The organism is Streptomyces sp. NPDC041108, from assembly GCF_055592645.1.
In genome coordinates, this window is the sequence record NZ_JBVIYK010000007.1 from 437,323 (window position 1) to 451,177 (window position 13,855).

11 protein-coding genes are annotated in these 13,855 nt (G+C 73.3%); 5 read left to right on the forward strand and 6 right to left on the reverse strand.

The features are described from left to right. Nucleotides 1-20: 20 nt before the first annotated feature. The 4 genes from ACZ6BB_RS22625 to ACZ6BB_RS22640 all read right to left on the reverse strand — a co-directional run bounded on the left by ACZ6BB_RS22625 (nucleotide 21) and on the right by ACZ6BB_RS22640 (nucleotide 3,978). Nucleotides 21-854 carry an MHYT domain-containing protein gene (locus ACZ6BB_RS22625; protein WP_471616944.1) on the reverse strand — a complete coding sequence of 278 codons (834 nt, stop codon included), beginning with the start codon at nucleotides 852-854 and terminating at the stop codon, nucleotides 21-23. A 549-nt stretch (nucleotides 855-1,403) separates the two neighbouring features. Next, nucleotides 1,404-2,084, reverse strand: a complete 681-nt coding sequence (locus ACZ6BB_RS22630; RefSeq protein ID WP_471616945.1) for a 3-oxoacid CoA-transferase subunit B — start codon at nucleotides 2,082-2,084, stop codon at nucleotides 1,404-1,406. Continuing rightward, nucleotides 2,081-2,776, reverse strand: a complete 696-nt coding sequence (locus ACZ6BB_RS22635) for a 3-oxoacid CoA-transferase subunit A (RefSeq protein ID WP_471616946.1) — start codon at nucleotides 2,774-2,776, stop codon at nucleotides 2,081-2,083. The genes ACZ6BB_RS22630 and ACZ6BB_RS22635 overlap by 4 nt, the downstream gene beginning before the upstream one ends. Further along, complete coding sequence (locus ACZ6BB_RS22640; protein ID WP_471616947.1) at nucleotides 2,773-3,978, reverse strand: thiolase family protein; 1,206 nt, start codon at nucleotides 3,976-3,978, stop codon at nucleotides 2,773-2,775. Before ACZ6BB_RS22640 ends, ACZ6BB_RS22635 begins: the two co-directional genes overlap by 4 nt. Before the next feature lie 71 nt (nucleotides 3,979-4,049). On the opposite strand from ACZ6BB_RS22640, the gene ACZ6BB_RS22645 reads away from it, so the two are divergent. Next, nucleotides 4,050-4,931: a LysR family transcriptional regulator gene (locus ACZ6BB_RS22645; RefSeq protein WP_471616948.1), complete on the forward strand. Its 882-nt coding sequence runs from the start codon at nucleotides 4,050-4,052 to the stop codon at nucleotides 4,929-4,931. Nucleotides 4,932-5,109: 178 nt separating this feature from the next. Then, nucleotides 5,110-5,904 (forward strand): methyltransferase domain-containing protein, encoded by a 795-nt coding sequence (locus ACZ6BB_RS22650; RefSeq protein ID WP_471616949.1) that lies wholly within the window; start codon nucleotides 5,110-5,112, stop codon nucleotides 5,902-5,904. Between the two features lie 42 nt (nucleotides 5,905-5,946). Here the strand turns inward: ACZ6BB_RS22650 and ACZ6BB_RS22655 are convergent, their stop codons facing one another. Together ACZ6BB_RS22655 and ACZ6BB_RS22660 are read right to left on the reverse strand one after the other, a co-directional pair. Beyond that, nucleotides 5,947-6,381, reverse strand: a complete 435-nt coding sequence (locus ACZ6BB_RS22655) for a cupin domain-containing protein (protein WP_471616950.1) — start codon at nucleotides 6,379-6,381, stop codon at nucleotides 5,947-5,949. Between the two features lie 125 nt (nucleotides 6,382-6,506). Beyond that, a complete protein-coding gene (locus tag ACZ6BB_RS22660) occupies nucleotides 6,507-8,048 on the reverse strand; it encodes an AMP-binding protein (RefSeq protein WP_471616951.1) in 1,542 nt (513 codons plus the stop codon). A gap of 224 nt (nucleotides 8,049-8,272) precedes the next feature. Between ACZ6BB_RS22660 and ACZ6BB_RS22665 the strand changes: the two genes are divergently transcribed. From ACZ6BB_RS22665 to ACZ6BB_RS22675, 3 genes are all read left to right on the forward strand, one after another. After that, nucleotides 8,273-9,463 (forward strand): carboxylate-amine ligase, encoded by a 1,191-nt coding sequence (locus ACZ6BB_RS22665; protein WP_471616952.1) that lies wholly within the window; start codon nucleotides 8,273-8,275, stop codon nucleotides 9,461-9,463. A gap of 246 nt (nucleotides 9,464-9,709) precedes the next feature. After that, a complete protein-coding gene (locus ACZ6BB_RS22670; RefSeq protein WP_471616953.1) occupies nucleotides 9,710-11,494 on the forward strand; it encodes an N-acetylglutaminylglutamine amidotransferase in 1,785 nt (594 codons plus the stop codon). Then, nucleotides 11,467-13,833: a prolyl oligopeptidase family serine peptidase gene (locus tag ACZ6BB_RS22675; protein ID WP_471616954.1), complete on the forward strand. Its 2,367-nt coding sequence runs from the start codon at nucleotides 11,467-11,469 to the stop codon at nucleotides 13,831-13,833. Before ACZ6BB_RS22670 ends, ACZ6BB_RS22675 begins: the two co-directional genes overlap by 28 nt. Nucleotides 13,834-13,855: the final 22 nt, after the last annotated feature.

Below are 13,855 nucleotides of genomic sequence, written 5' to 3' on the forward strand. Positions count from 1 at the left end.
CGTCGCTCACGGCCAGGGGGTCACCAGGGGGTGTGGGGCGGGACGGACCGCTGTGCGGAGGCGTTGTCCCCGCCGTCCTGCCGGGCGCGTGCGGACGCGGGTGCGGCCCGGCGCCAGTCGTCGTCACCGAGCACCATGTCGGGGTCGAACATGACGATGACCGCGGCGATCAGGAGGACGACGAGTGGGCCCGCGAGCATCGCCAGCAGGAACGACAGCAGGTCGGCGGAGGACTGCGAGACGGCGGACCGGCCGGTGAGGTGGACGGAGACGGCGGCCATGCCGGTGTAGTGCATGCCGGTGACGGCGACGCCCATGACCAGGCTCGCTCCCAGGCTGGCCCACAGCGTATGGATGGAGACGGCGGCCCAGAGCGCCGCCGTGGCGGCGACGACGGCGATGACGACGGACAGGACGACCGCCCAGGTGTCGTAGTGCACCGTGCCGTTGGTGTGCACGGCGGCCATGCCCAGGTAGTGCATGGCCGCGACGCCGAGGCCGGTGACCGTGCCCGCCGTCGCCAGGGTCGTCGGGGAACCGCCCCGGTAGCCCACGAGGAACACGCCGAGGGCGACGACACCGATGGCGACCGTGAGGCTCAGGAGCGTCTTGGTCAGGTCGTAGGTGACCAGGGCGCCCTGCACGCTGAAGCCGATCATGGCGATGAAGTGCATGGTCCAGATGCCGCAGCCGATCGAGATCGCGCCCAGGCACAGCCATCCGGCCCTGCGACGCGGTCGCCGCAGCGACCGCGTCGTGCACCGCAGCCCGAGCGCCGCGCCGAGGCATGCCATGAGGTAGGCGGCGACCGGGGTCGCTGCGCCGTAATAGAAATTGGAGACGGTGGCGTTCAAGGCGGGTTCCCTTCTCAGGCGTGCCGGCAGTCGGCGGCGAGGCACGGGTGTGCCGGCACATGGGTGTGGCGCACCTGTCTGCCACGTCGCGGGCCGTGCCGACGCGGTACCAGGAATTTCCGGCTCCCCGCCGGCCACCCGGACAACGGGCCTGACCGCAGAGCCGGCTGAAGACGCCCCCTGTCCCCTGTACCTCTCCCCCGACGCACGAGCGGTGCGCCTCGGCCTGGTTGACACCTGTCACCGGGCCACGTGAAAGCCCTGCCTCGGGGCAGAGCGGGTGGACCGGCCGACAGGGTTCGAGCCACTGGCCGGATGTCCACGATTCAACCACATGGGTCGTGCGGTCCGTCCCCATCGCGGTGGCCGCCGACGCGGAGTCAGGCGTGACTCTCGACACCGCGGTTGGCGCGCTGCCGGGTCGGGCGTGACTCCGGTCGCCGCCGAACGTCGCTCCGCCGTGCGGGAGCGGGACACGCTTCCGGTAGAACACGAAAAACCGCCGGCGCGGGGCACGCGCCGGCGGTCGGGTGGACGGGAGCCGGCGGCCTAGGCCGGCGTGAGGCCGAGGCGCTCCGCGAGTTCGTGGGCGTCGATGCCGTACGTCTCCCGGACGCGCACGCCCTCGGGGCCGACGTCGAAGACACCGTGGTCGGTGTAGACGCGGCTGACGCAGCCGACGCCGGTGAGCGGGTAGGTGCAGCGGGGTACGAGCTTCGGCTCTCCGGAACGGGTGAAGAGCGTCATCATCACGTAGACGTCCTTGGCACCGATGGCGAGGTCCATGGCACCGCCGACGGCGGGGATGTCGTCGGCGGCGCCGGTGTGCCAGTTGGCCAGGTCACCGTCGAAGGCGACCTGGTAGGCGCCGAGGACGCAGACGTCGAGGTGGCCGCCACGCATCATGGCGAAGGAGTCGGCGTGGTGGAAGTACGCCGCCCCCGGCAGCTCGGTCACCGGCACCTTGCCGGCGTTGGTCAGGTCCGGGTCGATCGCGTCGCCCTCGGCCTTCGGCCCCATGTTGAGCATGCCGTTCTCGGTGTGCAGCACCACCCCGGAGTCGGCCGGAAGATGGTCGGCGATCCGGGTCGGCTGGCCGATACCGAGGTTGACGAAGGCGCCGGCCGGGATGTCGCGGGCGATGACGGCGGCCAGTTCGTCCGTCGAGAGCCGGTGGTCGGCGGTCCTCGGCACTCCGGCGTACGCCTGTCCGTGGGACGTGGTGGTCATCGGGCCCCCTGCACGGTGTAGCGGCGGGCCTCCACCTGGACGACCCGGTCGACGTAGATGGACGGCGTGACGACGGCCTCGGGGTCGAGTTTCCCGGCCTCGACGACCTGGTCCACCTGGACGACGGTCGTCGTCGCGGCCGTCGCCATGACCGGGCCGAAGTTGCGCGCGGTCCTGCGGTAGACGAGGTTGCCCAGGGTGTCCGCCATGTGGGCGCCGATCAGCGCGTAGTCGCCCTTGATCGGGTACTCCAGCAGGTACTTGCGGCCGTCGATCTCCCGGACCTCCTTGCCCTCGGCCAGCGGTGTGCCGACGGCGGTCGGGCAGTAGAACGCGCCGATGCCGGCACCGGCCGCGCGCATCCGCTCGGCGAGGTTGCCCTGCGGCACCACCTCCAGCTCGACCTTCCCCTCGCGGTAGAGGCCGTCGAAGACCCAGGAGTCGGCCTGGCGCGGGAAGGAGCAGAGCACCTTGCGCACCCGGCCGGCGGCGAGCAGCGCGGCCAGCCCGACATCGCCGTTGCCGGCGTTGTTGGAGACGATGGTGAGGTCTTTGGCGCCCTGCCGGATGAGCGCGTCGATCAGGTCGAACGGCATTCCGGCCATGCCGAAGCCGCCGACGAGGACGGTGGAGCCGTCCTCGACCCCGGCGACCGCGGCGTCGGCGCTCTCGACGATCTCCGCCCGGCTCATGCCGCCGCCCCCGTCGCGTCGCAGTTCTCCAGGACGACGGCCAGCCCCTGACCGACGCCGATACAGATCGCGGCGACGCCGTAGCGCTGCCCCGTCTCGCGCAGCACCTTGGCCAGTGTGGCGAGGACACGCCCGCCGGAAGCGCCCAGCGGGTGGCCGATCGCGATGGCTCCGCCCTTCTGGTTGACGAGGGCGGGGTCGATCTTCCAGGCGTCGAGGCAGGCGAGCGACTGTACGGCGAAGGCCTCGTTGATCTCGACCGCGCCCACCTGGTCCCAGCCGACACCGGCGCGGGCCAGCGCGCGGTTCGCGGCCTCGACCGGTGCGTAGCCGAAGGCCTCCGGTTCCAGGGCCATCACGCCCCGGCCGGCGATCCGGGCGACCGGGTCGGCCCCGATGGCGGCCGCGGCCCGTTCGCTGCCCAGCAGCACGGCGGAGGCCCCGTCGTTGAGCGGGCTGGCGTTGCCCGCGGTGATGGTGCCGCCCTGTTCCGGCGTACGGAAGACCGGCTTGAGCCCGGCCAGTACCTCGGAGGTGGATCCGGGCCGGATGCCCTCGTCACGGGTCAGGTCGGCACCCTCGACCGGCACCACCAGATCGTCGTAGAAACCGGACTCCCACGCCTCGTGGGCGAGACGGTGGGAGCGGGCGGCGAACTCGTCCTGCCGCTCGCGGGAGATGCCGAAGCGTTCCCCGAGCCGCTCGTTGGCCTCGCCGAGGCTGACCGTCCACTCCTTCGGCATCCGCGGGTTGACCAGCCGCCAGCCGAGCGTGGTCGAGACCGCGGTGACATCGCCGGCCGGGAACGGCTTCGCCGACTTGGGCAGTACCCACGGCGCCCGGGTCATCGACTCCACTCCGCCGGTCAGCACCACGTCGGCGTCCCCCGACTCGATCGTGCGGCTGGCCGCCATCGCCGCGTCGAGGCTGGAGCCGCACAGCCGGTTGACCGTGGTGCCGGGCACGCTCACCGGGAGCCCGGCGAGCAGCGCCGCCATGCGGCCGACGTTGCGGTTGTCCTCGCCGGCGCCGTTGGCGTTGCCCCAGACCACGTCGTCGATCGCGGCGGGGTCGAGGCCCGGCACCCCGGCGAGTGTCGAGGTGATCGCGGCGGCGGCGAGGTCGTCGGGACGGACCCCGGCCAGCGCACCGTTGAAGCGGCCGAAGGGCGTCCGGGTCGCGGCGTACAGGAAAGCACTCATGGCAGCGACGCTACTGCCCGGCCACAATATTCTGAAGTACGCATATCCCGACCGATTGATATGGACGACATATGGATCTGCGACATCTCCGGTACTTCGTGGCGGTGGCCGAGGAGCGTCACTTCGGTCGCGCGGCCGAGCGGCTGCACATGGCCCAGCCGCCGCTGTCCCAGCAGATCCGCCGGCTGGAGAGCGAGCTGGGCGTCGAGCTGCTCCAGCGCACCACCCGCCGGGTCGACCTCACCGAGGCCGGCCGGGCCTACCTGGAGCGGGCGCGCGCGATCCTCGCCGAGGTCGACGAGGCCGCCCACCACGCGCGCCGGGTCGCCGCCGGCACGGTGGGCCACCTCGCGATCGGCTGCGTGGGCTCGGCGACGTACAGCCTCCTGCCCACGCTCTCGCGGCGGCTCGCGGAGGAGCTGCCCGGCGTGGACTTCTCCTTCCGCGGCGAGATGCTGGCGCCCGACCAGGTCGAGGCGCTGCGCACCGGCGCGATCGACGTGGCGTTGCTGCGTCCCCCGGTGGCCGGCCCGTCCCTCACCGTGCGGCCGCTGCGCCGGGACCGGCTCGTCGTCGCCGTGCCGGTCGACCATCCGCTCGCCCGCCGCAAGCGGCTGCGCGTCGCGGACCTCGACGGCGCCGATCTGATCGTGCACTCCGCCGACCGCCGTTCGGTGATGTACGACGTGGTCGTCGGACTCCTGCGTGACGCCGGCGTCGAGCCGCACGTCCGCCACGAGGTGGGCGAGACGTCGACGCTGGTCACGCTCGTGGCCGGGGGCCTGGGGGTCGCGGTGGTGCCGGAACCCGTGACCGCGCTGGCGCTCGACGGAGTGGCCTACCTGCCGCTGGCCGGGGCCGACGCGCGCGTGGAGCTGGCCGTGGCCCACCGCGCCGAGCGCGCCGAACCGCATCTGGCGCGCACGGTGGGGATCATCCGGTCGATGTTCTGACCGGGCGCGCGCGGCAGCGGTACGCGGCCCGAGCGCCTGCCGCCCGGCACGCCGTGCGCCTGGCACGCCGTGCGCCCCGGCACCCGTCAACCAGCGGTACGTCCTGTGCGTCATGGTCCGCGACAGCGGCTCCCCGGACCACAATGAGCCACCGACGCACAGGGGAAAGGACCCTTCAGTGGCCGACTACTCACTGGCACTCGACGAATCGGAGATCGCGCGCTACCGGCTCATGGCCGACATCGCCGAGCGGCGGGAACGCGAGCTGTGGACCGCCGCCGGGGTGGTGTCCGGGGCGCGGATCGCGGACGTGGGGTGCGGGCCGGGCGCGCTCTCGGTGCGGCTGGCGGACATCGCCGCCCCCGAGGGCGCCGTCTGGGCCGTGGACCGCGACGCCGGCGCGCTGGCCGTCGCCGCCGCGCTCGCCGAACGCTCCGGCGTTCCCGTGCACACCTCCACCGGCTCCGCCGACGCCACCGCGCTGCCCGAGGGCACCTTCGACGTGGTGATGCTCCGGCACGTCCTCGCCCACAACGGCGGCCGGGAGCAGGCGATCGTGGACCACCTGGCCGAGCTGGCCAGGCCCGGCGGCGGCACGGTGTACCTCGTCGACATCGACGCGACCGCCTTCCGGCTGCGGGGCGCGCCCGCGGCGTACGAGGAGATGAGCGAGCGCTACCTCGCGCTGCACCGGCGTCAGGGCAACGACCTGGCCGTCGGCACCCGGCTCGACGAACTCCTCACCGCGGCGGGCCTCGAAGTCGGCGCCTACGAGGGGCACATCAACGTCATGACGCCTCCGCCCGGCATGCGGGGTCCCGCCTGGGCCGCCCGTGACACCCTGCTCGCGGAGGGTCTGGTCACCGCGGACGACCTCGCCCGCTGGGACGAGGAGTTCCGGGCGGCCGAACGGTCCATGTCCGGACTCCGTTTCTTCGGCAACACCTACATCGCCGTGGGGCGCCGCGCCTGAACTCCGGTGTGCTGCACGGCGATTCGGCCGCCTGGCGGGGGCTCACTCGAAGGAGCAGCCCGGGTTCGGGGCGTCCTCGGAGAACGGGGAGCCGTGCGGGAGGACGTAGAGGACGCGCAGGACGAGCGGGGTGTCGCCGAGGTTGCGGCCGATGTGGACGTAGTCCGCTCCGGCCGGTTCCTGGATGGTGTCGCCGGTGCGGTAGACGCCGTCGGTCTCGCAGGTGGAGTCGTAGTGGCTGAGGGTGCCCCGCTCGACCACGCCGTACAGCGGCCCGTCGTGGTAGTGCCAGCCGGTCGCCTGGCCGGGCGGGATGGTGACCTCCCGCAGGATGTAGTCGGTGCCGTGGACGGTGGTTCGGCTGATCACCCGGCCCGAGACCCCCGGGCCCGCGGGCGTGGCGTGGGCGGTGCCGCCCGCAACGAGGGCGGCTGCGGTCACCGCCCCGGCGACGGCGGTGCGGAGCGTGCGGCGCATGGGGGCCTCCTGCGGGGTGGGTACGACAGCGGTTGCCGCCGTGAACATAGGCCGCCGCGGGCGCTGCAGGTGACCCGATCCCGAAGATCCACCGCTTCCCGACGAAACTCGACGCGTTCTCGCCGTCAGCCGACGCCCCGGTCACGCCCGGACCAGTACGGCTCCCGCAGCTTGAACTTCTGGATCTTCCCGGTCGCCGTCCGGGGGATGGTGTCCCGGAACTCGACGCTCGTCGGGGCCTTGAAGCCCGCCATCCGCTCCTTGCAGTGGGCGATGATCTCCGCCTCGGTCACCGTCGCTCCCTCGGCCCGGACGACCAGCGCCTTGACCGTCTCGCCCCAGCGCGTGTCCGGTACGCCGATGACCGCGACCTCGGCCACCCCGGGGTGGCCGAAGACGGTGTCCTCGACCTCGATGGACGACACGTTCTCGCCGCCGGTGATGATGACGTCCTTCTTGCGGTCCGAGATCGTCAGATGGCCGTCCCCCGGGTCGACGCTCCCGCCGTCGCCCGTGCGGAACCAGCCGTCCTCCAGCACGGCCGCCGTCTCCTCGGGCTTCTCCCAGTACCCGTCGAGGACCACGTTGGACCGCGCCAGCACTTCACCGGAGTCCGCCACGCGCAGCCGCACACCGAGCGCCGGCAGCCCCGCCCGCGACAGCTTCCGTGCCCGCTCCTCGCCCCGCAGCGCGTCGTCCTCGGGCCGCGCGCGGTTGAACGTCAGCAGCGGGGAGGTCTCCGTCAGGCCGTAGATCTGGGTGAACTCCCAGCCCAGCTCCTCCTCGACCCGCTGGATCGTGCGGCTGGGCGGCGGCGCTCCCGCGCACACGATCCGCACCCGGTCGCGTCCCGGCACCGGGCCCTCGCAGCCCGCCGCCGCGTCCAGCACCGCGTTCCACACCGCCGGCGCGCCGCACATCAGCGTCACGCCGTGCTCGTCCACCCGGCGCAGGATCTCGGCCCCGTCGACCTTGCGCAGCACCACCTGCTTGGCGCCGAGGCCGGCCATCACGAACGGCATCCCCCAGCCGTTGCAGTGGAACATCGGCAGCGTGTGCAGGTACACGTCACGCTCCCAGGCCCTGGTGTGCAGGCCGAAGGTCAGTCCGTTGACCCAGATGTTGCGGTGCGTGAGCCGGACCCCCTTGGGGCGTGCCGTCGTGCCCGAGGTGTAGTTGATCGTCGCGGTGGCGTCCTCGTCCGGCCTCGACCAGGGCCTCGGCTCCACCCCGAAGCGCATCAGCTCGGCGTCCGTCCGCTCCCCCAGGGTGAACCGGTGGGGCACCTCGACACCGGCGACCGCGTCCTCGACCTCCGGATCGGCGAGCAGCACCGAGGCACCGCTCTGGCGCACCACGTACTCGATCTCCTCCGCCTTCAGCCGGAAGTTCACCGGAACACAGATACGTCCGCTCATCGGTACGGCGAACAATAGTTCGAGCATCCGGGCCGAGTTGTGGCTGACCACCGCCACCCGCTCGCCCTCCCCCACTCCCAGGGCGTCCAGCCCCGCCTGCCAGGCCCGCACCCGCTCCCCCAGCCGCCCGTACGTCGACGGCGCCACCGGCACCGCGGGCTGGTCCGGCTCGTCGATCACCCCCGGACTGTCGGCGAACCCCAGCTCCGCCCTGTCCAGGAAGTCGGCCATCGTCATCGGAACGCGCATCTGTCTCCCACTCCCCTGCATCCGGCCCGGCAGGGCCCAGGAAACCGCATCCCGCACGGGTGGCGGCAGAGGCCGGCGCCCTGGCGTGTCCCAGGACGGGCACACCGGAACAGATGTACACCGATGACGCTTATATGAGCATTTGGTGGGAACTCGGGGTGCGCAGGTCGTCGGTGGGGCTCCGGCCCGGCGGGCGACCTCGGGCGACGGACGAGGGAGAGACCGTGACCGTTCGTGTGGGCGTAGAGGAAGAGTTCCATGTTCTGGACGCGGAAAACGGGCGGCTGGTGCCAGAAGCCGGTGCGATTCTCGGCCGGATGCGCAGATCGGAGTTCAAGGCCGAGCTGCAGCGGTCGGCGGTGGAGTGGAACAGCCCGGTGCACGCCTCGCTGGAGTCCCTGCACGCGGACCTGACCGGAGCCCGGCGACGGCTCGCCGCGACGGCCTCCGGGCTCGGACTGTCCGTCGTCGCGGCCGGGACCGTACCGCTGGCGCGGGTGACGTCCGGCGACACGACCCCGGACTTCCGCTACCGGTACATGGCCGACGAGTACCGGCGGGTCGCGGACGAGCACCTGGTGTGCAGCGCACAGGTCCACGTCGACGTACCCGACCGGGACACCGCCGTACGGATCATGTGCGCCGTCTCGCCCTGGCTGCCCCCGCTGCTGGCCCTGTCCGCCAGCTCACCGTTCTGGCTGGGCGCGGACACGGGGTACGCGAGCTGGCGCACGATGCTGTGGCAGCGCTGGCCCACCGCCGGGCCGGTCGGCTGCTACGCCGGAGCCGCCGAGTACGACGCCGCCGTCCAGGGTCTGATCCGCTCCGGCGTGATCAAGGACTCGGGAATGGTCTACTACGACCTCCGGCCGAGCGAGCACCAGCGAACCCTGGAGCTGCGCATCTGCGACGCCAGCCCGCGCCCCGAGACGGTCGTGCTCGTCACCGGACTGTTCCGGGCCCTGGTCGAGGACGCCCGCGGCCTGCTGGAGCGGGAACCGGAACGGGTGTGCGAGGGCGGGCACGAGTGGCTGCGGTCCGCCGTCTGGCGCGCCGCCCGGTCCGGCCTGGAGGGCGACCTGGTCGACCCCGTCACCCGAATCGCCGAGCCCGCGCCGGCCGTCCTGCGCGGGATGCTCCGACGGCTGCGGCCGACCCTGGAAGCCCTCGGCGACTGGGACACCGTGCCCGGCCTCCTGGAGGAGGCCCTGGCCCGGGGCAGCGCGGCGCACCGACTGCGCCGCGTGGCCGGGGAACAGGGGCTGCCGGCCTGCGTCGCCACGCTGGTCGCCGAGACCCGTGGGGAGCGCGGGCGGAGCCCCGCCGCCAAGGCCGTACGCCGACCCGTCACGGTGGCCGACACCGCCCCTCCCGGGGCTCCGGCGCCGTTCTCGGTGGGGACCCTCGGCGGCTGACACCCGAGTGGTCATGCAGGAAGGGCAGGCACCCGCTGTCGCCCCCGATGACACGCCCCGGAGCGGGGAAACCGGACGGAAAGGCCGTCCTCCGCCCGTGGTGCGGTGCCGCCCGCGATCAAGGAGAGTGGCTCGCATGCCCAGCAGCAACACCGACACGCACGCTAATCCGAGCGGCTCGTACGCGCTCGTGGGCCCGCCCCCGAGCGAGGCCGGCGGCCGGCCCCTGCGAGGGGGTGCGGCCTGATGTGCGGCCTGAGCGGAGAGATCCGCTTCGACGGCGGACGGCCCGATCTGGCGGCCGTGGAGCGCATGACCGACCGTCTCGCTCCCCGGGGACCGGACGGCAGGGGCCTGTGGTCCCAGGGCCCCGTCGCGCTGGGGCACCGTCGGCTGAAGATCATCGATCTGTCGGAGTGCGGTGCCCAGCCGATGACCGACCCCGAGGCGCGGATCGCCGGTGTCTTCAACGGATGCGTCTACAACTACCAGGAGCTGCGCGCGGAACTGCGCGGCCTCGGCCACCGCTTCTTCTCCGGCTCCGACACCGAGGTGGTGCTCAAGGCCTACCAGCAGTGGGGAACCGCCTGCGTCGACCGCTTCTACGGCATGTTCGCCTTCGTCATCGTCGAACTGGCCACCGGGCGCGTGGTGCTGGCCCGTGACCGGCTGGGCATCAAGCCGCTGTACCTGGCCGAGGCGCCGGGGCGGCTGCGGTTCGCCTCCTCGCTGCCGGCCCTCCTGGCGGGCGGCGGTGTCGACACCTCGCTCGACCCGGTCGCGCTGCACCAGTACATGAGCTGGCACGCCACCGTCGCCGCGCCCCGGACCGTCCTCACCGGCGTGCGCAGACTGCCCGCCGCCACCGTGCGCGTCATCGAGCCGGACGGGAGCCACCGCGACCTCTGCTACTGGCGGCCTCCCTACACCCGTCGCCCCGAGCACGCGGGGATGGACGCGGACGACTGGCGGGACGCGGTCCTGGACGCGCTGCGCACGGCCGTACGCCGGCGCATGGTCGCCGACGTGCCCGTGGGCGTCCTGCTGTCGGGCGGTCTCGACTCCAGTCTGATCGTGGCCCTGCTGGCCGACGAGGGGCAGCGCGATCTCGCGACGTTCAGCGTGGGGTTCGAGTCCGAGGGCGGCGAGATCGGTGACGAGTTCCCCTACTCCGACCTGGTCGCCCGGCACTTCGGCACGGACCACCACCAGTTGATGGTTCCCTCGGACCGGGTGTCGACGGCGCTGGACGCGGCGATCGAGGCGATGAGCGAGCCGATGGTCAGCCATGACGTGGTGGCCTTCCATCTGCTGTCGGAGCAGGTGGCGAAGGAGGTCAAGGTCGTCCAGAGCGGCCAGGGCGCCGACGAGGTCTTCGCCGGCTACCACTGGTACCCGGACATGGCCGCCGTGGAGCGGGAGCGGGCGCACGAGGCGTACACCGAGACGTACTTCGACCGCTCGCACACCGATCTCGCCGGGATCCTCCGGCCCGGTCTGCTGCCCGACCACGACGTGTCCGGCCGCTTCGTGGCGGAGCACATGGCCCGCCCGGGTGCCGAGACCGCGCTCGACGCGGCGCTGCGGCTCGACGCCGAGGTGATGCTCGTCGACGATCCCGTCAAGCGGGTCGACAACATGACCATGGACTGGGGGCTGGAGGCCCGCGTCCCCTTCCTCGACCACGAGCTGGTGGAGCTGGCCGCCGCCTGCCCGCCGGAGCTGAAACTCGCCGACGGCGGCAAGGGGGTCCTGCGGGCCGCCGGGCGCCGGGTCCTGCCCTCCGCGGTCGTCGACCAGCCCAAGGGCTACTTCCCGGTGCCCGCCGTCAAGCACATGGCCGGCCCCGTACTGAGCCGGGTCCGCGAGGCTCTGACAGCTCCCGAGGCCAGGTCACGGGGCGTCTTCCAGGACGCGTACGTGGAGCGGCTGCTGTCGGCGCCGGACGAGCACCGCACCAGGCGTGGGGCGAACCAGTTGTGGCAGGTGGCTCTGCTGGAGATATGGCTGCAGACGCACGGAATCAGTTGACCGGCGTGCAGGGGGCCAGGGACCCGTACTCCGCGACGGACGCCGTGTCGCCTCCGCCGCCGGGCCTCCCCTCCCGCGCCCCCGTCGGCGAGGACGTCGTCGACGGGGTGCCGTGGCGGGTCGAGGAGCACGGCGCGGCCTCGGCCGTCGGGGTGACGGCCGAGGCCGCGACGACGCCCGCCACGGTTCCGGCGCCGTCGCAGGTCCCCCTGCCCGACAACGCCGGCCCGCTGGACACACCACAGCCGCTGAGGTCCCACGGCTGCTGGTATCCGTCGGTGGACCCGAGCGGCGGGTACGTCGCCTTCATCTGCGACCGCGGGGGCGTGCCGCAGCTGTGGAGCGGCCCGGTCGGCGGACACGAGGTCCATCTGCTGGACTCCGATCCCCATCCGGTCAAGGAGGTGGCCTGGTCGCCCGACGGCCGCTGGATCGCCTACACCACCGCACCGGGCGGCGGCGAGCACACCCGCGTGCTGTGCGTACGCCCCGACGGCACCGGGCGCCACATCCTCGCCGGTGCCGAGCCCGGCAGCTCCGCGTACCTGGGCTGCTGGCAGCACGACGGCTCGGCGGTGGCCGTCACGTTCGCCGAGCCGGTTCCCCCACCGGGCGAGGGCGAGGCCGAGGAGTGGCCGGCCCTCACGGAGCCCGGCCTCGCCGACCCCCGGACGTACACCGCCCGCCGCCCGCCGGGATGGGCCGCCCGGGGCGGCCGGGCGGTGCTGCTGGGCGGCCCGCACCACGGCGACGCCGGTCCCGCCGCCCACGCCGGGGACGCACCGGCGGGGGAGGCGGACGGGGCCGCTCACGATCCGGCGAACCCGACCGGGTCCGGTCCGTCGCCAGGGCCGAACCCGGCCTCCGCCGACACGGGCGGCGGAGGGCTGGCCGCCTACCTCGTCGATCCCCTGGGCGTGGCGGCCCCCACCCTGCTGGCGGTCGAGCGCGGCGCCGCCACCCTGCGCGTGTGCGACATCAGCCGGGACGGACGCCTGGCCCTGGTGCGCCGGGGCCCACGCGGCCGCCGTGAGGCCCTCGTCGTACGCACCACCGATCTGCGGACCACCTTCGCCCTGCCGGTCGCCGACGGCGATCCGTGGATCGGCCGGTTCTCCCCCGACGGCGGCACGCTGTGGCTGCGCAGCGACGCGTCCCGCGAGTTCGCGGCGCTGTTCGCCGTGCGCCTGGACCCCGGTGGGGAGCGGCTCGGGCTGTCCGTCGCCGCGGAGCGTGCGGACTGCGGACTGGAACTGCTGGCCTTCGGGCACGACGGGCGTACCGCGGCACTGTCCTGGAACGTGCGCGGAGCCAGTGAGCTGGAGGTCACCGCCGTCTCGGCGACGGCCGGCGAGGACGCCCGGACCGGGCCGCGGCAGACGGTGGCGCTGCCGCACGAGGTGGTGACCCGTATCCCGCGGGTCGGCGGCCGTGCGGGACTGGTGCTGGCCCTGTCCGGCTCGCAGCGCCGGCCGGGTGTGTGGTGGTTCGCCGACGGCACGGCGCGGCGCACGCGGTGGTCGTCCCGAGACGAGGACGCCGTGCCTCCCGGCCGTCCCCCCGTACGTCCCGTTCCGCTGCGGCTGGCGGCGCGCGACGGGCTGCCGCTGAACGGCTGGTACTACCGGGCGCCGGGCCGGGGGCCCGGGGTGCCGGCGCCCTGCGTCCTCCATCTGCACGGCGGCCCGGAGGAACAGGAGCGCCCGGTCTTCAACCCGCTCTACCACGAGCTGCTGGGCCGGGGTGTGGACGTCTTCGCGCCGGATGTGCGCGGCTCGTCGGGGCACGGCCGGTCGTTCGTCGACGCCGACCTCGGCACCGGCAGGTTCGCCGCGATCGAGGACGTCGCCGACTGCGCGGCCCACGTCGTCGTGACCGGCCTCGCCGACCCGCGACGGCTCGCCGTCATGGGCCGCTCGTACGGCGGCTATCTGGTGATGGCCTGCCTGGTGTGGCACCCGGACCTCTTCCGCACCGGCGTCGCGGCCTGCGGCATGTCCGACTTCGCGACCTTCTACGCCGGCACCGAGCCGTGGATCGCGGAATCGGCCGCGCACAAGTACGGGCACCCGGAACACGACCGTGAACTGCTGCGCTCGCTGTCCCCGATGACCCGCGTCGACGCGCTGCGTGTCCCCGTACTCGCCGTGCACGGGGAGCACGACACCAATGTGCCGCTCGGCGAATCCGAGCAGTTCGTCCGCGCGGCCCGCGAACGCGGTCTGGAGGCCGAACTGCTGATGCTCCGCGACGAGGGCCATGACTTCCTCCGCGCGGACAGCCGCCGGCTGTTCCGCCGGACCGCCGCCGACTGGATCCATCGGCACATCGCCGAGTGAGCGGGTCTTCCGGCGTCGAGGC

What these genes read in the sequence shown, in the direction of transcription:
- ACZ6BB_RS22635 (WP_471616946.1), bottom strand. Translation starts at nt 2,776, where the DNA reads ATGAGCCGGGCGGAGATCGTCGAGAGCGCCGACGCCGCGGTCGCCGGG.
- ACZ6BB_RS22655 (WP_471616950.1), bottom strand. Translation starts at nt 6,381, where the DNA reads ATGCGCCGCACGCTCCGCACCGCCGTCGCCGGGGCGGTGACCGCAGCC.
- ACZ6BB_RS22645 (WP_471616948.1), top strand. Translation starts at nt 4,050, where the DNA reads ATGGATCTGCGACATCTCCGGTACTTCGTGGCGGTGGCCGAGGAGCGT.
- ACZ6BB_RS22660 (WP_471616951.1), bottom strand. Translation starts at nt 8,048, where the DNA reads ATGCGCGTTCCGATGACGATGGCCGACTTCCTGGACAGGGCGGAGCTG.
- ACZ6BB_RS22630 (WP_471616945.1), bottom strand. Translation starts at nt 2,084, where the DNA reads ATGACCACCACGTCCCACGGACAGGCGTACGCCGGAGTGCCGAGGACC.
- ACZ6BB_RS22670 (WP_471616953.1), top strand. Translation starts at nt 9,710, where the DNA reads ATGTGCGGCCTGAGCGGAGAGATCCGCTTCGACGGCGGACGGCCCGAT.
- ACZ6BB_RS22640 (WP_471616947.1), bottom strand. Translation starts at nt 3,978, where the DNA reads ATGAGTGCTTTCCTGTACGCCGCGACCCGGACGCCCTTCGGCCGCTTC.
- ACZ6BB_RS22675 (WP_471616954.1), top strand. Translation starts at nt 11,467, where the DNA reads ATGGCTGCAGACGCACGGAATCAGTTGACCGGCGTGCAGGGGGCCAGG.